Below are 19,072 nucleotides of genomic sequence, written 5' to 3' on the forward strand. Positions count from 1 at the left end.
TGTTCTCCGAGGGTCACTCATCAGGAGCGACCGCCGCTGTAGAAAATCAGAGCTTGATCCAGGTCGCTTTCAGCTCGGTGTACTTGTCAAACGCGTGCAGCGATTTGTCGCGACCGTTGCCCGACTGTTTGAAGCCACCGAACGGTGCGGTCATGTCGCCGCCGTCATACTGGTTGACCCAGACGCTGCCGGCGCGCAGGCCACGGGCGAAGGTGTGCGCTTTGCTCAGGTTGCTGGTCCACACGCCGGCGGCGAGGCCGAAGATGCTGTCGTTGGCGATCTGCAGCGCTTCTTCAACGGTGTCGAAGGTGATCAGCGACAGCACCGGGCCGAAGATTTCTTCCTTGGCGATGGTCATGGCGTTGGTCACGCCGTCGAAAATCGTCGGCTCGATGTAAGTGCCGCCGGTTTCTTCGAGGGTGCGTCGGCCGCCGGCGATCAGTTCAGCGCCCTGCTCGCGGCCGAGGCTGATGTAGCGCAGCACGTTGTCCAGTTGACGCTGATCGACCACGGCGCCGACGGTGGTTGCCGGGTCGAGGGCGTGCCCCGGTTTCCACGCTTGCAGCGCTTCCACCAACAGCGGAATGAATTGCTCGCGGATCGAACGCTCCACCAGCAGGCGCGAACCGGCGGTGCACACTTCGCCCTGGTTGAAAGCAATGGCACCGGCCGCAGCCTGGGCGGCCGCGCGCAAGTCCGGGGCGTCGGCGAACACCACGTTCGGGCTCTTGCCACCGGCTTCGAGCCAGACGCGTTTCATGTTGCTCTGGCCGGCATAAATCATCAGTTGTTTGGCAATCGCCGTGGAGCCGGTGAAGGCCAGCACGTCGACGTCCATGTGCAGCGCCAGCGCCTTGCCGACAGTGTGGCCGAAGCCCGGCAGGACGTTGAACACACCTTTCGGAATGCCCGCGTCCAGCGCCAGTTGGGCGATGCGGATGGCGGTCAGCGGCGACTTTTCCGAAGGCTTGAGGATGAACGAGTTACCCGCCGCCAGCGCCGGGGCGAATTTCCAGCTGGCCATGATCAGCGGGAAGTTCCACGGTACGATCGCCGCGACTACGCCAGAGGGCTCGCGGGTCACCAGGCCGAGTTGATCGTGCGGGGTGGCGGCGACTTCGTCGTAGATCTTGTCGATGGCTTCGGCGCTCCAGCGGATCGCGTTGGCGGTCGCCGGAATGTCGATGCTCATCGAGTCGCTGATCGGTTTGCCCATGTCGAGGGTTTCCAGCAGCGCCAGTTCTTCCTGGTGTTGCAGGATCAGATCGGCGAAGCGGATCAGGATGCGTTTGCGCTCGGCCGGGGCCTTGTTGGCCCACACGCCGGAATTGAACGACTGGCGTGCGACCTCGACGGCGAGGTTGGCGTCGGCTTCATCGGTGCTGGCCACGGAGGCGAGGAAACGGCCGTCGACGGGGCTCAGGCATTCGAAGGTGGCACCGCTGATCGCCGGGCGATATTCGCCGTTGATGAACGCGCGGGATTCGAGGGTCAGGGACTGGAAGCGTTGTTCCCAGTCGTTGCGGGTCATGGTCATGGGGGTGACTCACACAGGAGAATTGGTGACCGATATCCCTGTGGGAGCGAGCTTGCTCGCGAATACGGTGGGTCAGTCACCTTCAATGTTGAAGGTGATGGCCTCTTCGCGGGCAAGCCCGCTCCCACAGGGTTTTGCGGTGTTAACGGGATCGCGCTTGAGCGTCAGACCGTATGCAGATACCAGTTGTACTCAAGGTCGGAGATCGAGTTTTCGAACTCGGCCAGCTCGCTTTCCTTGCACGCGACGAACACGTCGATGTACATCGGGTCGATGTAGCGGGCCATGACTTCGCTGTCGTCCAGCTCGCGCAATGCATCGCGCAGGTTGTTCGGCAGGCTCTGTTCGTTCTGCTCGTAGCTGTTGCCTTCAACCGGTGCGCCCGGCTCGATCTGATTAGTCAGGCCGTGGTGAATGCCTGCCAGTACCGAAGCCATCAGCAGGTACGGGTTGGCGTCGGCGCCGGCCACGCGATGCTCGATGCGCACGGCGTCGGCCGAACCGGTCGGTACACGTACCGCAACGGTGCGGTTGTCGATGCCCCAGCTCGGCGAGTTCGGCACGTAGAACTGCGCGCCGAAGCGGCGGTACGAGTTGACGTTCGGGCAGAGGAACGCCATTTGCGCAGGCAGGGTCTCCAGCACACCGCCGATCGCGTGGCGCAGCGCGGCGTTCTGCTCGGGATCCTCGCTGGCGAAGATGTTGTTGCCTTCTTTGTCCAGGATCGAAATGTGTACGTGCAGACCGTTGCCCGCCTGGCCCGGATACGGCTTGGCCATGAAGGTGGTGTCCATCTCGTGGTCATAGGCGATGTTTTTCACCAGACGCTTGAGCAGCACCGCGTAATCGCAAGCCTTGATCGGGTCGGAGACGTGATGCAGGTTGACTTCGAACTGCGCCGGGGCGCTTTCCTTGACGATGGCGTCAGCCGGGATGCCCTGCTCTTTTGCGCCTTCGAGGATGTCTTGCAGGCAGTCGACGTACTCGTCGAGATCGTCGATCAGGTAGACCTGAGTCGATACCGGACGCTTGCCGGAGACCGGTGAACGCGGCGACTGCGGACGGCCGTTCACGTTGTCCTGGTCGATCAGGTAGAACTCAAGTTCAAAGGCAGCGCAAATGGTCAGGCCCAGTTCGTCGAACTTGCGCACTACGTTGGCCAACACTTCACGCGGGTCGGCGAAGAACGGCTCGCCTTCCAGTTCGTGCATGGTCATCAACAGTTGTGCGGTCGGGCGCTTCTGCCACGGCTCGATGCTCAGGGTGCCGGGGATCGGGTAGCAAATGCGGTCGGCGTCACCGATGTCCAGGCCCAGACCGGTGCTTTCCACGGTGGAGCCATTGATGTCGAGGGCGAAGAGCGAGGCCGGCAGGTTGATGCCTTTCTCGTAAACCTTGTGAAGACTGGTGCGCTCGATGCGCTTGCCGCGCACCACACCGTTCATGTCTGCAATCAGAAGGTCGACGTACAAAACCTCAGGATGTTTCTTAAGGAATGCGTTTGCTTCGTTGAGTTGAACGGCACGCAGAGGGACCGACATGATGCACCTATTTAGCTGTTAATTATTATGTTCACTGCTGTTTCGCCGAGCCAGTCAATCCGAAAGGCAAAGTGAAGTCAATAGCGAACACCCAGCCGTTCAGCGTTTATTTTTCGGGCTTTTTTTAACACCCACGTGCCAATGCAGGCGCCGCAAGGCCTGGAATCATGAAGATTGGATGAACGGCGTTTAGAATTTTTTACATGGCAGTTGTTAATTAAAATCAACGAGGCTAAGCTCCGGAAAAGCTCGTTCAAGTGTCAAACTTCGAGGTGAATAAAAATGGCATTCAAGCCATTGATCGGCGTTACAGCGTGCGTCAAACAGATTGGCCTGCACCCCTATCACATCAGCGGCGACAAATACGTTCGCGCTGTCAGCGTTGCGGCGCTGGGGTTGCCCGTCGTCATTCCTTCCCTTGGCAAACTGACTGAAATCGAAGACCTGCTGGGTCAACTCGACGGTCTGCTGCTGACCGGCTCACCCTCGAACGTGGAGCCCTTCCACTATCAAGGCCCGGACAGCGCCCCCGGCACGGATCACGATCCGGCGCGGGACGCCACCACCCTTCCTTTATTGCGTGCAGCCATTGCGGCGGGCGTTCCGGTGCTCGGCATTTGCCGTGGCTTCCAGGAAATGAACGTGGCCTTCGGCGGCAGCCTGCACCAGAAGGTGCATGAGTTGCCGGGCATGCTCGATCACCGCGAAGCCGACAGCCCGGACGTGGCCGTGCAATACGCACCGGCGCATGCCGTGAGCGTGCTGGCCGGTGGTGTGTTCGAGGCACTCGAGTTGCCGGGCGAATTCCAGGTCAACTCGATTCACAGTCAGGGCATCGACCGCCTCGCGCCCGGCCTGCGTGCCGAAGCGGTGGCGCCGGATGGGCTGATCGAGGCGATCTCGGTCGAGCACAGTCCGACCTTCGCCCTCGGCGTGCAATGGCACCCGGAATGGCAAGTGCTGGACAACCCGAACTACCTGAAGATTTTCCAGGCGTTCGGTGAGGCTTGCCGGCAACGGGCGGCGCGACGCAACCAGCGCTGACACCACCCAGGATTTCAAAACTGTTTACTGCCCCCACGGGGTCGGCGGTTGCGCGTGTGCGCATCCGTCATCCGTGAAAACAACAAACCGTAATAACAACAAGTACGACCCAGGCAGCCAGGACGGCGGCGCCGACCAGGTCAGGGTAACCCGCAGCCAATGCGACCTCCTGTAGGAGCTGCCGAAGGCTGCGATCTTTTGATTTTGTTTTTCAGAATCAGGATCAAAAGATCGCAGCCTTCGGCAGCTCCTACAGAGGCCATGTGTGGCGAGGACAGTTTTCCCTGGCTTGCAATCCACTTATGCCCGGCCACGTTGGCCGAGCGAACGAAACCTGTTGGGAGTTTCACATGGCAAACGCCTCCAGCACTTACCGGAAGGCACTTGAAGGCCACCAGCAACCGAAAAAGGTTCTGGTGAAAGTCGATCGTGTCACCAAGAAGTTCGATGAAACCACGGCCGTGGACGATGTGTCCCTGGAGATCCATCAGGGCGAAATCTTCGCCCTGCTCGGTGGCTCCGGTTCGGGCAAATCGACCCTGCTGCGCATGCTCGCCGGTTTCGAACGGCCGACTGAAGGGCGGATTCTGCTCGACGGTGTGGACATCACTGACATGCCGCCCTACGAGCGGCCGATCAACATGATGTTCCAGTCCTACGCGCTGTTCCCGCACATGACCGTGGCACAGAACATTGCCTTCGGCCTCAAGCAGGACCGTTTGCCCGCCAGCGAAATCGACGCCCGCGTCGAAGAGATGCTGCGCCTGGTGCACATGACCCAATACGCCAAACGCAAACCCCATCAGTTGTCCGGCGGTCAACGCCAGCGCGTCGCCCTCGCCCGCTCTTTGGCGAAACGCCCGAAGCTATTGCTGCTCGACGAACCGATGGGCGCACTGGATAAAAAACTGCGCTCGCAGATGCAGCTGGAACTGGTGGAAATCATCGAGCGCGTCGGCGTGACCTGCGTGATGGTGACCCACGACCAGGAAGAGGCCATGACCATGGCCGAGCGCATCGCGATCATGCACCTGGGCTGGATCGCCCAGATCGGCAGCCCGGTCGACATTTATGAAGCGCCGGTCAGCCGCATGGTCTGCGAATTCATCGGCAACGTGAACGCCTTTGACGGCACCGTGGTGGAAGACCTTGAAGGTCACGCGATCATCCACAGCCCGGACTTGCAGCAGAAGATCTACGTCGGTCACGGCGTCAGTACCTCGGTGCAGGACAAGTCGATCACCTACGCGATCCGTCCGGAAAAAATGCTCGTCAGCACCCTCAAGCCAGAGACCCGCTACAACTGGTCGGAAGGCAAGGTGCACGACATCGCCTACCTCGGCGGCCACTCGGTGTTCTACGTCGAGCTGCCCGGCGGCAAGATCGTCCAGTCGTTCATGGCCAACGCCGAACGCCGTGGCGCGCGTCCGACCTGGGACGACAAGGTCTACGTGTGGTGGGAAGACGACAGCGGCGTGGTGCTGCGCTCATGAGAACCTTCAATCAGCAATGCCTGCGCCTGGTGCCCAGCGGGCGAAAGTTCGTCATCGGCATCCCGTTCATCTGGCTGTTCCTGTTCTTCATGTTGCCGTTTTTCCTGGTGATGAAGATCAGCTTCTCGGAAGCCGCGCTGTCGATCCCGCCGTACTCGGAGATCTACACCTACGCCGAACAGAAATTCCAGCTGATGCTGAACATCGGCAACTACACCATGCTCGGCGAAGACGAGTTGTACCTGTCGGCCTACCTCGGTTCGCTGAAGGTCGCGGCGCTGAGCACGATGATGTGCCTGGTGATCGGTTTCCCGATGGCCTATGCGATCACCAAAGCGAGCAAGGAAGCGCAAAACGTCCTGCTGCTGTTAATCATGATGCCGACCTGGACCGCGATCCTGATCCGCGTTTACGCGTGGATGGGCATCCTCAGCAACAACGGTCTGCTCAACGCGTTTCTGATGTGGACGGGGCTGACCGATCACCCGATCGAGATCCTCAACACCAACACCGCGGTGTATATCGGCGTGGTCTACGCGTATCTGCCATTCATGGTGCTGCCGCTGTACGCCAACCTGGTCAAGCACGATGGCAGCCTGTTGGAAGCCGCGTCGGACCTGGGTTCGAGCAACTTCAACAACTTCTGGAAAATCACCGTGCCGCTGGCCAAGAACGGCATCATCGCCGGTTGCATGCTGGTGTTCATTCCAGTGGTCGGCGAGTTCGTGATTCCGGAACTGCTGGGTGGCCCGGAGACACTGATGATCGGTCGTGTGCTGTGGCAAGAGTTCTTCAATAACCGCGACTGGCCAGTGGCGTCTGCGCTGGCGGTGGTGATGCTGTTGATCCTGATTGTGCCGATTCTGCTGTTCAACCGCAGCCAGGCCAAAGAGATGGAGGCACGAGGATGAAACGCTTCGGTTTTTCCAAGTTCATGTTGATCTTCGGCCTGATGTTCATCTATCTGCCGATGCTGATTCTGGTGATCTACTCGTTCAACGCCTCGAAACTGGTGACGGTGTGGGGCGGCTGGTCGGTGAAGTGGTACGTCGGCCTGCTCGACAACACGCAACTGATGGGTTCGGTGGTGCGCTCGCTGGAAATCGCCTGCTACACCGCGATTGCCGCAGTGGCGTTGGGCACCCTGGCCGCCTTCGTCCTGACGCGGGTGACGCGCTTCAAGGGTCGTACGCTGTTCGGCGGTCTGGTGACGGCGCCGCTGGTGATGCCTGAGGTGATCACCGGTCTGTCGCTGTTGCTGCTGTTCGTGGCGATGGCGCAATTGATCGGCTGGCCGCAGGAGCGTGGCATCGTCACCATCTGGATCGCCCACACCACGTTTTGTGCCGCTTATGTGGCGGTGGTAGTCTCCGCCCGCCTGCGCGAGCTGGATCTGTCGATTGAAGAAGCCGCGATGGATCTGGGGGCCAAGCCGTTCAAGGTGTTTTTCCTGATCACCATTCCGATGATCGCGCCATCGCTGGCGGCGGGCGGCATGATGTCGTTCGCCCTGTCGCTGGACGACCTGGTGCTGGCGAGCTTCGTCTCCGGGCCGGGTTCGACCACCCTGCCGATGGAAGTGTTCTCGGCGGTGCGTCTGGGCGTGAAGCCCGAGATCAACGCCGTGGCCAGCCTGATTCTGCTGGCGGTGTCGCTGGTGACTTTCCTGGTCTGGTACTTCGGCCGCAAGGCAGAAGCCAGCCGCAAGAAGGCGATTCAGGAAGCGATGGATCAAACGGCGAATGAGGCGTGGCAGCAGCCGCAACGCGCCGCCACCACGGCTTGACCTGTAGGAGCTGCGGCACGCTGCGATCTTTTGACTTTGTTTTTTAAGATCAAAAGATCGCAGCCTCGTTTCACTCGACAGCTCCTACAGAAAGGCGCTTGTCGATCAAGTTTCAGATGTGTGTTTTTGAATAAGAAGAATGGAGTTTCACCGATGAAAATGTTTGGCAGGACTCTGCTGACACTGTCCTTAATGGGCGCAATCGCCACGGGCGTCCAGGCCAACGACAAGGTGCTGCGTGTTTACAACTGGTCCGATTACATCGCGCCGGACACCGTCAAGAAGTTCGAAGACGAGACCGGCATCCAGGTGACCTACGACGTGTTCGACAGCAACGAAACCCTTGAGGCGCGTTTGCTGGCGGGCAAATCCGGCTATGACATTGTCGTGCCGTCCAACAGCTTTCTGGCCAAGCAGATCAAGGCCGGGGTCTATCAGCCGCTCGACAAATCGAAGCTGTCGAACTGGAAGAATCTCAACCCGGTGCTGCTGAAAAACGCCTCCGCCAGTGATCCGGACAACGCTCACGCGTTCCCGTACATGTGGGGCTCGATCGGCATCGGCTATAACCCCGACAAGGTCAAGGAAGTGCTCGGCGCCAACGCCCCGACCAACTCCTGGGACCTGCTGTTCAAGCCGGAAAACGCCGAGAAGCTGAAAGCCTGCGGCATCAGCTTCCTCGACTCGCCGACCGAAATGATCCCGGCTGCCCTGCACTACCTGGGCTATCCGGTAAACGACAAGGACAAGGCGCACATCCTCGAAGCCGAAGCGCTGTTCATGAAGATCCGCCCGTACGTGGCGTACTTCCATTCCTCGAAGTACATCTCGGACCTGGCCAACGGCAACATCTGCGTGGCGGTCGGTTACTCCGGAGACGTGCTGCAGGCCAAGGCTCGCGCGGTGGAAGCCGGCAACAAGGTGCAGATCGACTACAGCATTCCGAAGGAAGGCGCCGGCAGTTTCTACGACATGGTCGCCATCCCGCGCGATGCGGCGAATGTCGATAACGCCTACCTGTTCATGAACTTCCTGATGCGTCCGGAGATCATCGCCGAAATCACCAACAGCAACGGCTACAGCAACGCCAACTCGGCGGCGACGCCACTGGTGGACGAAGCGATCCGCAACGACCCGGGTTCGTACCCGTCGCAGGCGGTAATGGCGACGTTGTACGCGGTGCCGGATCAGCCGATTGCCACCCAGCGGATCATGACCCGCGGCTGGACCCGGGTGAAGCTCGGTAAGTAATCCGGCTGATTGAAGATTGTGACAAAAACTGGAAACCCTGTGGGAGCTGGCTTGCCAGCGATGGCGGTGAGTCAAGCGACGACGATGTTGGATGTGCCGCCCCAATCGCTGGCAAGCCAGCTCCCACAGGGAGGGTGTTGACTCGCAGAATCATTGATTTCCCGTTCACGCAGCGCCTTACCACCGCTGCACCCTGCAATGAACGGCCTCACCTGGCTCCCTCGGCTCAGGTGAATTTCAGGCGCCCTCGGGCGCCTTTTTTTGTGGGTTCATTTCAGCTGCCAATCCTGCAGGATCCGATAGCGGCCCTTGTGCGATTCGAACAAGGCAAAGCGCTCGGCACGCAGGAAGAACTCCGGCGGCGTGGCGGCTTCCGGTTCCGCTGCGCGATAGTCCCGGGCCAGGGTCAGGTGCGGGCGAAACTCGCGCGGCGAATCCTCGAAGCCGAACGGCAGCATCGCCTGTTCCAGCGCATACACCAGACGCGACAACGCCGGCGGCGCCTGTTCCGGCGCCAGGGACAAGATCCCCGCGCGATGCCAGACCTGCAAACGATCCAGCACGATCTTCAATGGCTCACCCGGCGTGCGTACCTTGCCGGCGGCCTCGCAGACTTCATGGATCTGCGCCAGCGGCACCGCGCCGAGGAACAGCAGCGTCAGGTGAAAGTTATCCGCCGGCACCGCTTTGCCGGTTCTCAAGCGCAGATCGGCGCGCCACTGAGCGATGGCCTTGCGTTGTGGTGGTGGGCAGTCGAGGGCGAAAAAGAGTCGCTTGAACGGTTCATCCCTGCGCGCATCATCGGTCATGGCCCTGCTCCTTCGCTGGTCGATCGGCCGATTCTACACGGCCTTCTCTGACGACTCGCGACAGCCGGCTATAGTTCAAGGATGGCCATCGAACTGGAGGTCGCCATGCGCGAGATCCTCAGCAAAGAGCCTTGGTGGGCCCGACCACCCAGCCCAGGGCAGGATGAAACCGAGCTGGAATGGGGCTGGCTGGTGCATTACAGCGAAGGTGAACCGCGTTTCGAATTCGTCCGCGAACGACCGACGGAGGAAGAAATCCGCCACCGCAAAAGCTGCCGGATCACCCCCACTCCAGAGTGACCACCACCCCATGTGGGAGCAAGCCTGCTCGCGAAAGCGTCCACACATTCAGCCTCACATTGCCTGACACGCCGCTTTCGCTAGCAGGCTCGCTCCCACACTGGATTTGTGGCGTGCCCATGATCGTCGCCATCCGCAAAACCCTGTGGGAGCGTGGCTTGCCCGCGAAGAGGCCGGCACATTTTGCAAACCCGCTGACTGACACACCGTCATCGCGAGCAGGCTCACTCCTACACGGAATCTGGTGAGTTCAGGATTCAAGAATGTTCTTGAAGCCCCCAAAGATCATCCGTTGCCCATCAAACCCCATCGGGTTGACGTCCGGTTGCATGCGCGGGTCTTCCATCATCTTTGCCATGCCGGCATCGCGGGTGGCTTTGTCGGGCCAGATCAACCAGCCGGCCGAAACGGTCTCGCCGTCCTTGAGTTTTACCGCCATCGGGAATGACGTGACTTTGCCTTCCGGCACGTCATCGCCCCAGCCCTGAACCACCTCCTTCGCTCCGTACTCCTTGAACAGTTTCGCGGCGATCGCACAGTGTTTTTTGTACTGCTCGCGGTTGGCATTCGGCACGGGTGCTACAAAAATATCGATGTAAGCCATGATCACTCTCCTTGCACGTTGGGTTCTATCTGCTGATTGGTCGATTCGGGAGGTCGCCATTCGACACGATTCAGCCCCTGCCCGACCGACGGTTGTTCGCCCCCGCCAAGGCTGCCCTCGACCTGCCCGGCGATATGCAGCGTTCCAGCCATGACCCCGGTGGTCGGGTTTTGCAGCAGTTTCGTCCAGGCCTTGTCGAAGGTACTGCCCAGGCTGCTGCGAATCAGCGCTTCGCTGTCGGGCCGGTCATTGGCCTGGATGATCGCGCGGATGCCCGCCACCCCAATCGAGATCACCCCGCCAACCAACTTGCCCGCCGCAGCCGCCACCGCACTGGCCGCTCCGCGCGGCGCCATTTCCGCTTCCATCCGTTGACTGGCGCGTTTGGCCACAGGGGCCATGCCGGCGTCGGTCGAGGCAATGCCCTTGCTGCCGCCCTCGGTGTGGATCTTGTCGATCAGCGCGGCATACGCCGGCAAGGTGTTCAGCGGCTCGGTGCTGATGATCTGATACAGCGACGCATCCCGCGCCGGCGGCGGCCCGAGGGCGATGGCCGGGACCTTCTGCAGACGCCCGTTGAGTTGGGCCACCGGCATGCCATAGCGCTGGGCGATGAGCGGCATCTGCTGGGCCATCAGTTGCGCGTAGAACGCCGTGGCCTGACCGAGGATCGCGTCCGGATCGATCTCCACCGCGACCGGCGCCAGCACTCTTTCCTGATATTGCTCAAGCAGATAGCTCGCCAGACGCTTGGCCGACGCGTCCTGTTCGCCGCCAGCACTGATGGTGTACCAACTGACCTTCATCGACAGCCATTCCTGAGTCCAGTAGCTGCTGAACCACGGAATGAAATTTTCTTCAGTTTGCTGATAGACGCGAGTGCGCCAATGTTCCATCGAACCACGGGCAAATACTTTGACTTGCTCGGTGGATTGCTGCGAGGCGCTGACGATGTCGCGGTCGATCTGCTGCCAGGTCGCCGGGGATACCACCACCGCTCGCGGCGCCACCGGAGCGCGGGCCGAGGTGGCGCAGCCAGCCAGCAGACACAGTGCGGCGAGGCTCAGCGCACGCAGGTTCACGGTGGTGGAGTCCTTGAATGGAGGGAGACAGCATTGAGTATAGGTGTGTCAGTTTCCGAGGATGTTGGCTGTACCGACGCCATCGCTGGCAAGCCAGCTCCCACAGAGCCCTTCTGTGAACATCAATCCATTGAGCACCCGAAAAACCTGTGGGAGCTGGCTTGTAAGCTCCATGGAAAACTTCAGTAGCCATCAACCCAATGAACAGCCGAAAACCTGTGGGAGCTGGCTTGCCAGCGATGAGGCCAGTCAATCCACCACACCTATCAACCATCAACGCCGTCGATATTCACCATCGCCACGATTGCCTTCCGCCCACCGCCCGGCCAAGGCACGATTCATCCATCCGAGACGCAACGAGGAGTACCCATCATGATTCGCACCATCACCCTCTCCGTAAGCTTCCCGGCGTTCGGCAGCAACTATTACGACCAGCAGGTCGTCTCGCGCAAGACGCAAGCGCTGCTGTTCAACGAAGATTTCGACGATGTGCTGATGCCCGCTGCGAGCAATCACTTCAGCAATGAAGTGGTCGGCATCAACGATCAGTTCCGCTTTCTGAGCGACATACTCGCCACCCATTTGCTGGATCTCGAGGCCACCGTGCCTGCGCATTCCAGCGTCCGGGCGAGCGCTCATTTTTAATCGCCGAGGGCGTTCCCGTTGCGGGAACGCCCTTTTCATTTCTACTCAGTCATCGTCGCGGTCACGATAGTAACGACGCCCGTCACGACGACCATCGTCGCGATCATCCCAACGTCGGTCATGGTCGTAGTAACGGCCATGATCGCGATCGTAATGCCGCCCGTGGCGGTGGTCATCATCAAAGTCCGCCACACAGCCCGCCAGCAATACGGCGGCAGTCACGGTCAGTAGCATCGTTGTAGCGCGCTTCATTCAACACTTCCCTAAAACCAAGGTCTTGACGACGGAACGGCTGCCACTGCCCACGCCTTCACAGGACGCAGTGCGCGCAGCCGCTGATACGACCGGACAAAAGGACTTTGATTCACTGCCCGGGCACGACCGTTGATCGGCCGATTTGCTGTATCCGGGCGGCGGCGAAATGCCACCTATACTGCTGCTTACCGACTCCCACGCAATGGATCTGCGCCTCGATAACAACAAGCAGAGGTGGATCATGGTCTGGCAGCAAATCTACGACCCGTTCGGCAACCCGCTGATCTCCACGCTCATGGCCGCGGTGCCGGTGGTGGTGATGCTCGCGGCGCTGGCGTTCTTTCACGTCAAGGCGCACCTGGCCGCCCTGCTCGCCCTGGCTTCGGCATTGTTGATTTCGATCTTCGCCTTCGGCATGCCGGCGAGCATGGCCGGTTCGGCGGCGTTGTTCGGCGCGGCCAATGGTTTGCTGCCGATCGGCTGGATCGTGCTCAACATCATTTTTCTGCACCGCCTGACCACCGAGAACGGCTCGTTCAAAGTGCTGCAGGATTCCCTCGCACGCATCACCGATGACCGGCGTTTGCAGTTGCTGCTGATCGCGTTCTGCTTCGGTGCATTTTTCGAAGGCGCCGCCGGGTTCGGTACGCCGGTCGCGGTAACCGGAGCGATTTTGATCGGCCTCGGTTTTTCGCCGCTGGCGGCGTCGGGTCTGGCATTGATTGCCAACACCGCACCGGTGGCGTTCGGCGCACTCGGTACGCCGATCATCACCCTAGCCAAGGTCACCGGACTGGATGAGATGGAACTGTCGATGATGGTCGGTCGGCAGCTGCCGTTTTTCTCGGTGCTGGTGCCGTTCTGGTTGATCTGGGCGTTTGCCGGGTGGCGCAAGATGCTGGAGATCTGGCCGGCGATTCTGGTGGCCGGAGTCAGCTTCGCGGTGCCGCAATTCCTCGTCTCGAACTTCCACGGGCCGATGCTGGTGGACGTGATCGCCGCGCTGATTTCCATGGCCTGTCTGACCCTGTTTCTGCGAGTCTGGAAACCGGCGACGGTGTACACCTCGGCTGCCCTGTCGGGGCGGGTCGACAACTCCCGGGTCGAGGAAGAAAAAGTCACCGCCAGCGCCGCCTTCAGCGATCAGGCACGCCCGGCGGTGATGCGTGCGTGGATGCCGTGGATCATCCTCACGGTGTTCGTGTTTGCCTGGGGCACCCAGGGCTTCAAGAACATCTTCGATGTGCGCCCGGCACTGGACCCGGTGACGCACGCGGTCAAACTCGATCCACAAGGCAAACCGCTCAATGAGGCCAACCCGATTTTCTCCCCGGCGCTGACCTTCACCACCCTGCACCTGCAAGTGCAGAAAGTCCCGCCGGTGGTGCCGGCGCCGAAAGCCGAGGAAGCGATCTACAAGTTCACCTGGTTCACCGCCACCGGCAGCGGCATTCTGCTGGCGGCGATTGTCGGCGGACTGCTGATGGGCTATTCGATCCCGCAACTGATCAAGCAATACTTGCGCACGTTGTGGGTGGTGCGCTTTTCGCTGATCACCATTGCCGCGATGCTGGCGCTGGGGTTCCTCACGCGTTATTCCGGACTGGACGCCACCATGGGTCTGGCGTTTGCCGCGACCGGAGTGTTCTATCCGATGTTCGGCACCCTGCTCGGCTGGCTCGGCGTCGCGTTGACTGGCTCGGACACAGCTTCGAACGTGCTGTTCGGCGGACTGCAACGAGTGACCTCGGAACAGCTGGGCATCAGCCCGGTGCTGATGGCGGCGGCCAACAGTTCCGGCGGGGTGATGGGCAAGATGGTCGATGCGCAATCGATCGTGGTCGCCTCCACCGCGACCCGCTGGTATGGGCATGAGGGCGAAATTCTGCGCTACGTGTTCTTCCACTCGATTGTGCTGGCCATCCTGGTGGGCGGGCTGGTGACGTTGCAGGCGTATGTGGCGCCGTTCACGCACATGGTGGTTGGCGGGCATTGAACACAATACCTGCGGGAGCGGGCTTGCCCGCGATGGCGGTGTGTCATTCAAGCAATGCTGACTGACACGACCTCATCGCGGGCAAGCCCGCTCCCACAAGGTCAGCGTCGCCCAGCTCATTAATGAATCCTGCGCATAACTCTATAGCGCAAATCCGCAAAAACCTTTTCCCCTCCGCGCAGGTCATTCCAAGAACGAGACCGGTAAACATGCCGGCGCGCCCTTATGGGCCCTTCAATCCCTGCCGTCCTGATTAAGCCAGAGAGGAATCGAAGCATGACGATTTCCCGACGAAGATTCCTGATCCTCGGCGCGGTGACCGCCACCGCGTTTGCAATGCCCCCTTTCATCAGCCTCAAGGCCTACGCGGCCAGTCTGGAGCAACCCGCCATGGCCAAACTGACAATCAACGTCAACGGTACACCCCAAGCCCTTGAGGTCGACAACCGCACCACCCTGCTCGACGCCCTGCGCGAACACCTGCACCTGACCGGCAGCAAGAAAGGCTGCGACCACGGCCAGTGCGGCGCCTGCACGGTGATCGCCGACGGCCGCCGAATCAATGCCTGCCTGACCCTGGCGGTGATGCACGAAGGCAGCGAGATCACCACCATAGAAGGCTTGGGCATGCCCGACCATCTGCACCCGATGCAGGCCGCGTTCATCAAGCACGACGGCTACCAGTGCGGCTATTGCACGCCGGGGCAGATCTGTTCGGCGGTGGCGGTGCTCAAGGAAATTCGCGAGGGCATCCCCAGCCACGTCAGCCCCAGCCTGACCGAGGCGCCACAACTGATCGCCAGCGAATTCCAGGAGCGCATGAGCGGCAACATCTGCCGCTGCGGCGCCTACTCGAACATCATCGAAGCCATCACTGAAGTTGCGCAGGTGCCAGCATGAGAGCGTTCAATTACAGCCGCGCCGACTCCCCCGCCGCAGCCGCAACGCTGGCGGCGCAGATTGAAGGCGCGAAGTTCATCGCCGGCGGCACCAACCTGCTGGACCTGATGAAACTCGACATCGAAACCCCGCTGCACCTGATCGACGTCAACCACTTGGGCCTCGATCAGATCGAAGCCACACCTGAAGGCGGATTGCGCATCGGCGCGCTGGTGCGCAACACCGATCTGGCCGCCGACAGCCGCGTGCGCAAGGACTACGCGCTGCTCTCCCGCGCCTTGCTCGCCGGCGCTTCCGGTCAGTTGCGCAACATGGCGAGCACCGCCGGCAACCTGCTGCAACGCACTCGCTGCCCGTACTTCTATGACGTCAATCAGGCCTGCAACAAACGCCAGCCCGGCAGCGGCTGCGCGGCGATTGGCGGGGTCAGTCGGCAACTGGGGCTGATCGGAGTCAGTGACGCCTGCATCGCCACCCACCCCAGCGACATGGCAATTGCCATGCGCGCCCTCGATGCACAGGTTGAAACGGTGAAACCGGACGGCAGCACCCGCAGCATCGCCATCGCCGATTTCCATCAACTGCCGGGCAACACGCCGAATATCGAAACCAACCTCACCCCCGGCGAGTTCATCACGTCGGTAACCCTGCCGGCTCCAGTCGGCGGCACGCACATTTATCACAAGGTGCGCGATCGCTCGTCCTACGCCTTTGCCTTGGTATCGGTCGGACTGATCCTGCACAAGGACGGCAGCGGCCGTGTGGCGGTCGGTGGTATCGCGCCGAAACCGTGGCGGGTCGACGCCGCTGACGCGTTGCTGCCCCAAGGCGCTAAAGCCGTCAGCGAACGTCTGCTTGACGGCGCCACGCCAACCCACGACAACCAATTCAAACTGACGCTGGTCGAGCGCACGCTGGGCTCGGTGTTGGCGCAAGCGAGGGATCAGGCATGAAATTCGACACGCCCGCCACCACCAACCCGATCGACCAACTGAAAGTCGTCGGCAGGCCCACCGACCGCATCGAAGGCCCGCTGAAAACCAGCGGCCAGGCGCCGTATGCTTACGAGCAGCATAAGGCCGTGGCGAATCAGGCTTACGGTTTCATGGTCGGTTCGGCCATCGCCAAGGGCCGCATCAGCCACATTGATCTTGACGCGGCCCAAGCCGCGCCGGGCGTGCTGGCCATCGTTACCGCCGCCAATGCCGGCAAGCTCGGTAAAGGCCAATACAATTCGGCGCCGCTGCTCGCCGGGCCCGAGGTGCAGCACTATCACCAGGCTGTGGCGCTGGTGGTCGCCGAGACCTTCGAGCAGGCCCGCGCCGCAGCGCAATTGGTCAAGGTCGATTACGTCACGGCCAAAGGCGAGTTTGAACTGGCCAACGTGCTTGACCAAGGCGTCGAAGACGACGAGTTGCCCGACGTCACCCACGGCGATTTCGACAAAGCCTTTGCCGCTGCGCCGGTGCAGTTCGACCAGACCTACACCACCCCCGATCAATCCCACGCAATGATGGAACCGCACGCCACATTGGCCGCATGGAAAGGTGATCACCTGACCTTGTGGACCTCCAATCAGATGATTGCCTGGAGCGTCGGCGACGTCGCCACGACCCTTGGCCTGCCCAAGGAAAACGTGCGCCTGATCTCGCCGTACATCGGCGGCGGCTTCGGCGGCAAACTGTTCATTCGTGCCGACGCGATCCTCGCCGCCCTTGGTGCGCGCCTGGCCAACCGCCCGGTGAAAGTCGCTCTCGCCCGCCCGCAAATGGCCAACAACACCACCCACCGCCCGGCCACGATTCAGCGTATTCGGATGGGCGCGACGGCGGACGGCAAGCTCAGCGCCATCGCCCACGAAGGCTGGTCGGGCAACCTCAAGGACGGCAAAGTCGAGGTCGCCGCGCAACCGAGCCAGTTGCTTTATGCCGGGGAAAACCGCCGGGTGACCATGCGCCGGGCGCCGCTGGATCTGCCCGAAGGAAACTCCATGCGCGCGCCGGGTGAGGCGCCGGGGCTGATGGCGCTGGAAATCGCCATGGACGAAATGGCCGAGCAGCTCAAGCTCGACCCGGTGCAGTTCCGCATCCTCAATGACACGCAGGTCGATCCGGTAAAAACCGAGCGTCCGTTCTCTCAGCGGCGTCTGATCGAATGCCTGCAGACCGGCGCCGAGAAATTCGGCTGGAACCAGCGCAACGCCACACCCGGTAGCCGTCGCGAAGGCCGCTGGCTGATTGGCATGGGCGTCGCTGCGGCGTTTCGCAACAACCTGCTGCTGAAATCCGGCGCCCGGGTGCGGCTGGAGCGCGATGGCAAGGTCACGGTGGAAACCGACATGACCGACATCGGTACCGGCAGCTACACCATCATCGCCCAGACCGCCGCCGAGATGATGGGCGTGCCTCTGGCGGATGTGACGGTGCATCTGGGCGATTCGAACTTCCCGGTGTCGTCCGGTTCCGGCGGCCAGTTCGGCGGTAACTGCTCGACTGCCGGGGTGTATGCCGCGTGCATGAAACTGCGTGAAGCGGTGGCGACGAAGCTGGGCATGAGCGGTAGTGACGTCGAGTTCGCCGACGGTCAGGTGCGTGCCGGCGGCAAGACTCTGCCGCTGCGTGATGCGGCAAAAGATGGCGTGGTCGAGGCCGAGGACAGCATCGAATTCGGCGACCTCGCCAAGCAGTATCAGCAGTCGACTTTCGGTGCGCATTTCGTCGAAGTGGCAGTGGATGCAGCGACCGGCGAAGTCCGCGTGCGGCGTATGCTCGCGGTATGCGCGGCGGGACGGATTCTCAACCCGAAAGCCGCGCGCAGCCAAGTGATCGGGGCGATGACCATGGGCGTCGGCGCGGCACTGATGGAAGAGCTGGCGGTGGACAAGCGGCTGGGCTTTTTCGTCAATCACGACCTGGCTGGATACGAGGTGCCGGTGCATGCTGACATCCCGCATCAGGAAGTGATTTTCCTCGACGAAGCCGATCCGGTTTCATCGCCGATGAAAGCCAAGGGTGTGGGTGAACTGGGGATTTGCGGCGTGAGTGCGGCGGTGGCGAATGCGATCTACAACGCCACCGGGGCGCGGGTGCGTGAGTATCCGATCACCCTCGACAAGATCCTCTCTTCCTTGCCAGAGATGATCTGACCCTCTGTAGGAGCTGCCGCAGGCTGCGATCTTTTGCTTTTGCTTGAGAGGCTAAAGTCAAAAGATCGCAGCCTGCGGCAGCTCCTCCACAGGTCAGTTCGGGTACTGTGCCGCACTCACCTGCTCCATCCACTCCACCACTTCACCGTCCAGCACCTCGGCAATCGCAATGTGTGTCATCGCCGTGGTCGGCGCGGCGCCATGCCAGTGCTTCACCTGCGGCGCGATCCACACGGTATCGCCGGGGCGGATCTCGCGAACCGGTTGCCCCCACTCCTGCACAAAACCTGAACCGGCGGTGACGATCAGCGTCTGACCCAACGGATGGGTATGCCACGCGGTGCGTGCGCCCGGCTCGAAGGTCACCGTGGCGCCGCTGACGCGCGCTGCCTCGCTTCCTTTGAACGGCGCGTCAACGCGTACGGTGCCGGTGAACCAGTCCGTCGGGCCTTTGGCCGAAGGCTGCGAGCCGTTGGGGGTGACGGTAACGCCTGAGATATGTGCATTCATCACAAGACTCCAAATCTGAAAGAGATCTCCCTGTAGGAGCTGCCGCAGGCTGCGATCTTTTGATCTTTGATTTTCAAAAACAACATCAAAAGATCGCAGCCTGCGGCAGCTCCTACAGGGAACTTGCGTCAGTTTAGCGAGCCGTACTCTTCAGATAATCGACTAGAATTCGAA

General features: G+C 61.2%; 18 protein-coding genes. 11 read left to right on the plus strand and 7 right to left on the minus strand.

All coding sequences use genetic code 11. The annotated features are described in order from the left end of the window. Window positions 1-46: 46 nt before the first annotated feature. Together AC193Q_RS09220 and AC193Q_RS09225 are read right to left on the minus strand one after the other, a co-directional pair. Complete coding sequence (locus AC193Q_RS09220) at window positions 47-1,537, minus strand: aldehyde dehydrogenase (protein WP_121186090.1); 1,491 nt, start codon at window positions 1,535-1,537, stop codon at window positions 47-49. A 164-nt stretch (window positions 1,538-1,701) separates the two neighbouring features. Continuing rightward, a complete protein-coding gene (locus tag AC193Q_RS09225) occupies window positions 1,702-3,078 on the minus strand; it encodes a glutamine synthetase family protein (protein WP_047293499.1) in 1,377 nt (458 codons plus the stop codon). Window positions 3,079-3,360: 282 nt separating this feature from the next. Between AC193Q_RS09225 and AC193Q_RS09230 the strand changes: the two genes are divergently transcribed. The 5 genes from AC193Q_RS09230 (at window position 3,361) to AC193Q_RS09250 (ending at window position 8,652) form a co-directional block, all read left to right on the plus strand. Next, window positions 3,361-4,122: a gamma-glutamyl-gamma-aminobutyrate hydrolase family protein gene (locus tag AC193Q_RS09230; protein WP_047293497.1), complete on the plus strand. Its 762-nt coding sequence runs from the start codon at window positions 3,361-3,363 to the stop codon at window positions 4,120-4,122. A gap of 350 nt (window positions 4,123-4,472) precedes the next feature. Continuing rightward, complete coding sequence (gene potA / locus AC193Q_RS09235) at window positions 4,473-5,615, plus strand: polyamine ABC transporter ATP-binding protein (protein WP_041073459.1); 1,143 nt, start codon at window positions 4,473-4,475, stop codon at window positions 5,613-5,615. A gap of 29 nt (window positions 5,616-5,644) precedes the next feature. After that, window positions 5,645-6,526: an ABC transporter permease subunit gene (locus tag AC193Q_RS09240; RefSeq protein WP_371260449.1), complete on the plus strand. Its 882-nt coding sequence runs from the start codon at window positions 5,645-5,647 to the stop codon at window positions 6,524-6,526. Continuing rightward, on the plus strand, window positions 6,523-7,401 hold the full coding sequence (locus AC193Q_RS09245; protein WP_047293492.1) for an ABC transporter permease subunit: 879 nt from the start codon (window positions 6,523-6,525) through the stop codon (window positions 7,399-7,401). Before AC193Q_RS09240 ends, AC193Q_RS09245 begins: the two co-directional genes overlap by 4 nt. A 153-nt stretch (window positions 7,402-7,554) precedes the next feature. Continuing rightward, on the plus strand, window positions 7,555-8,652 hold the full coding sequence (locus tag AC193Q_RS09250) for a polyamine ABC transporter substrate-binding protein (RefSeq protein WP_121186092.1): 1,098 nt from the start codon (window positions 7,555-7,557) through the stop codon (window positions 8,650-8,652). A 269-nt stretch (window positions 8,653-8,921) separates the two neighbouring features. On the opposite strand, the gene thpR is transcribed toward AC193Q_RS09250, so the two are convergent. After that, entirely contained in the window at window positions 8,922-9,461 is a 540-nt protein-coding gene (gene thpR / locus AC193Q_RS09255; protein ID WP_121186094.1) for an RNA 2',3'-cyclic phosphodiesterase, read from the minus strand. Window positions 9,462-9,566: 105 nt separating this feature from the next. Between thpR and AC193Q_RS09260 the strand changes: the two genes are divergently transcribed. After that, complete coding sequence (locus tag AC193Q_RS09260) at window positions 9,567-9,761, plus strand: PIN domain-containing protein (protein ID WP_047293818.1); 195 nt, start codon at window positions 9,567-9,569, stop codon at window positions 9,759-9,761. Between the two features lie 250 nt (window positions 9,762-10,011). Here the strand turns inward: AC193Q_RS09260 and AC193Q_RS09265 are convergent, their stop codons facing one another. Further along, window positions 10,012-10,365 (minus strand): DUF1428 domain-containing protein, encoded by a 354-nt coding sequence (locus AC193Q_RS09265; RefSeq protein WP_121186096.1) that lies wholly within the window; start codon window positions 10,363-10,365, stop codon window positions 10,012-10,014. 2 nt (window positions 10,366-10,367) lie between these two features. Beyond that, on the minus strand, window positions 10,368-11,447 hold the full coding sequence (locus tag AC193Q_RS09270; RefSeq protein ID WP_121186098.1) for a hypothetical protein: 1,080 nt from the start codon (window positions 11,445-11,447) through the stop codon (window positions 10,368-10,370). Between the two features lie 372 nt (window positions 11,448-11,819). Here AC193Q_RS09270 and AC193Q_RS09275 point away from each other — a divergent pair, with 372 nt between their 5' ends. Beyond that, complete coding sequence (locus AC193Q_RS09275; RefSeq protein ID WP_121186100.1) at window positions 11,820-12,092, plus strand: hypothetical protein; 273 nt, start codon at window positions 11,820-11,822, stop codon at window positions 12,090-12,092. 45 nt (window positions 12,093-12,137) lie between these two features. Here AC193Q_RS09275 and AC193Q_RS09280 read toward each other — a convergent pair whose 3' ends face one another. Then, window positions 12,138-12,344, minus strand: a complete 207-nt coding sequence (locus AC193Q_RS09280; RefSeq protein ID WP_041073476.1) for a hypothetical protein — start codon at window positions 12,342-12,344, stop codon at window positions 12,138-12,140. 244 nt (window positions 12,345-12,588) lie between these two features. On the opposite strand from AC193Q_RS09280, the gene AC193Q_RS09285 reads away from it, so the two are divergent. The 4 genes from AC193Q_RS09285 to paoC all read left to right on the plus strand — a co-directional run bounded on the left by AC193Q_RS09285 (window position 12,589) and on the right by paoC (window position 18,388). Continuing rightward, window positions 12,589-14,343 carry an L-lactate permease gene (locus tag AC193Q_RS09285; RefSeq protein ID WP_121187784.1) on the plus strand — a complete coding sequence of 585 codons (1,755 nt, stop codon included), beginning with the start codon at window positions 12,589-12,591 and terminating at the stop codon, window positions 14,341-14,343. Window positions 14,344-14,619: 276 nt separating this feature from the next. Further along, window positions 14,620-15,243, plus strand: a complete 624-nt coding sequence (paoA, locus tag AC193Q_RS09290) for an aldehyde dehydrogenase iron-sulfur subunit PaoA (RefSeq protein ID WP_095668892.1) — start codon at window positions 14,620-14,622, stop codon at window positions 15,241-15,243. Further along, window positions 15,240-16,196: an FAD binding domain-containing protein gene (locus tag AC193Q_RS09295; protein WP_121186102.1), complete on the plus strand. Its 957-nt coding sequence runs from the start codon at window positions 15,240-15,242 to the stop codon at window positions 16,194-16,196. The genes paoA and AC193Q_RS09295 overlap by 4 nt, the downstream gene beginning before the upstream one ends. Beyond that, window positions 16,193-18,388 carry an aldehyde oxidoreductase molybdenum-binding subunit PaoC gene (paoC, locus tag AC193Q_RS09300; RefSeq protein ID WP_483879438.1) on the plus strand — a complete coding sequence of 732 codons (2,196 nt, stop codon included), beginning with the start codon at window positions 16,193-16,195 and terminating at the stop codon, window positions 18,386-18,388. The genes AC193Q_RS09295 and paoC overlap by 4 nt, the downstream gene beginning before the upstream one ends. Window positions 18,389-18,481: 93 nt before the next feature. Here paoC and AC193Q_RS09305 read toward each other — a convergent pair whose 3' ends face one another. After that, a complete protein-coding gene (locus AC193Q_RS09305) occupies window positions 18,482-18,898 on the minus strand; it encodes a (R)-mandelonitrile lyase (protein ID WP_047293477.1) in 417 nt (138 codons plus the stop codon). Window positions 18,899-19,072: the final 174 nt, after the last annotated feature.

This window comes from Pseudomonas sp. F2 (genome assembly GCF_057174385.1).

Coding starts and splice junctions, on each gene's coding strand:
- AC193Q_RS09220 (WP_121186090.1), bottom strand. CDS start 1,537: ATGACCATGACCCGCAACGACTGGGAACAACGCTTCCAGTCCCTGACC.
- AC193Q_RS09225 (WP_047293499.1), bottom strand. CDS start 3,078: ATGTCGGTCCCTCTGCGTGCCGTTCAACTCAACGAAGCAAACGCATTC.
- AC193Q_RS09230 (WP_047293497.1), top strand. CDS start 3,361: ATGGCATTCAAGCCATTGATCGGCGTTACAGCGTGCGTCAAACAGATT.
- potA (WP_041073459.1), top strand. CDS start 4,473: ATGGCAAACGCCTCCAGCACTTACCGGAAGGCACTTGAAGGCCACCAG.
- AC193Q_RS09245 (WP_047293492.1), top strand. CDS start 6,523: ATGAAACGCTTCGGTTTTTCCAAGTTCATGTTGATCTTCGGCCTGATG.
- AC193Q_RS09250 (WP_121186092.1), top strand. CDS start 7,555: ATGAAAATGTTTGGCAGGACTCTGCTGACACTGTCCTTAATGGGCGCA.
- thpR (WP_121186094.1), bottom strand. CDS start 9,461: ATGACCGATGATGCGCGCAGGGATGAACCGTTCAAGCGACTCTTTTTC.
- AC193Q_RS09260 (WP_047293818.1), top strand. CDS start 9,567: ATGCGCGAGATCCTCAGCAAAGAGCCTTGGTGGGCCCGACCACCCAGC.
- AC193Q_RS09265 (WP_121186096.1), bottom strand. CDS start 10,365: ATGGCTTACATCGATATTTTTGTAGCACCCGTGCCGAATGCCAACCGC.
- AC193Q_RS09275 (WP_121186100.1), top strand. CDS start 11,820: ATGATTCGCACCATCACCCTCTCCGTAAGCTTCCCGGCGTTCGGCAGC.
- AC193Q_RS09280 (WP_041073476.1), bottom strand. CDS start 12,344: ATGAAGCGCGCTACAACGATGCTACTGACCGTGACTGCCGCCGTATTG.
- AC193Q_RS09285 (WP_121187784.1), top strand. CDS start 12,589: ATGGTCTGGCAGCAAATCTACGACCCGTTCGGCAACCCGCTGATCTCC.
- paoA (WP_095668892.1), top strand. CDS start 14,620: ATGACGATTTCCCGACGAAGATTCCTGATCCTCGGCGCGGTGACCGCC.
- AC193Q_RS09295 (WP_121186102.1), top strand. CDS start 15,240: ATGAGAGCGTTCAATTACAGCCGCGCCGACTCCCCCGCCGCAGCCGCA.
- paoC (WP_483879438.1), top strand. CDS start 16,193: ATGAAATTCGACACGCCCGCCACCACCAACCCGATCGACCAACTGAAA.
- AC193Q_RS09305 (WP_047293477.1), bottom strand. CDS start 18,898: ATGAATGCACATATCTCAGGCGTTACCGTCACCCCCAACGGCTCGCAG.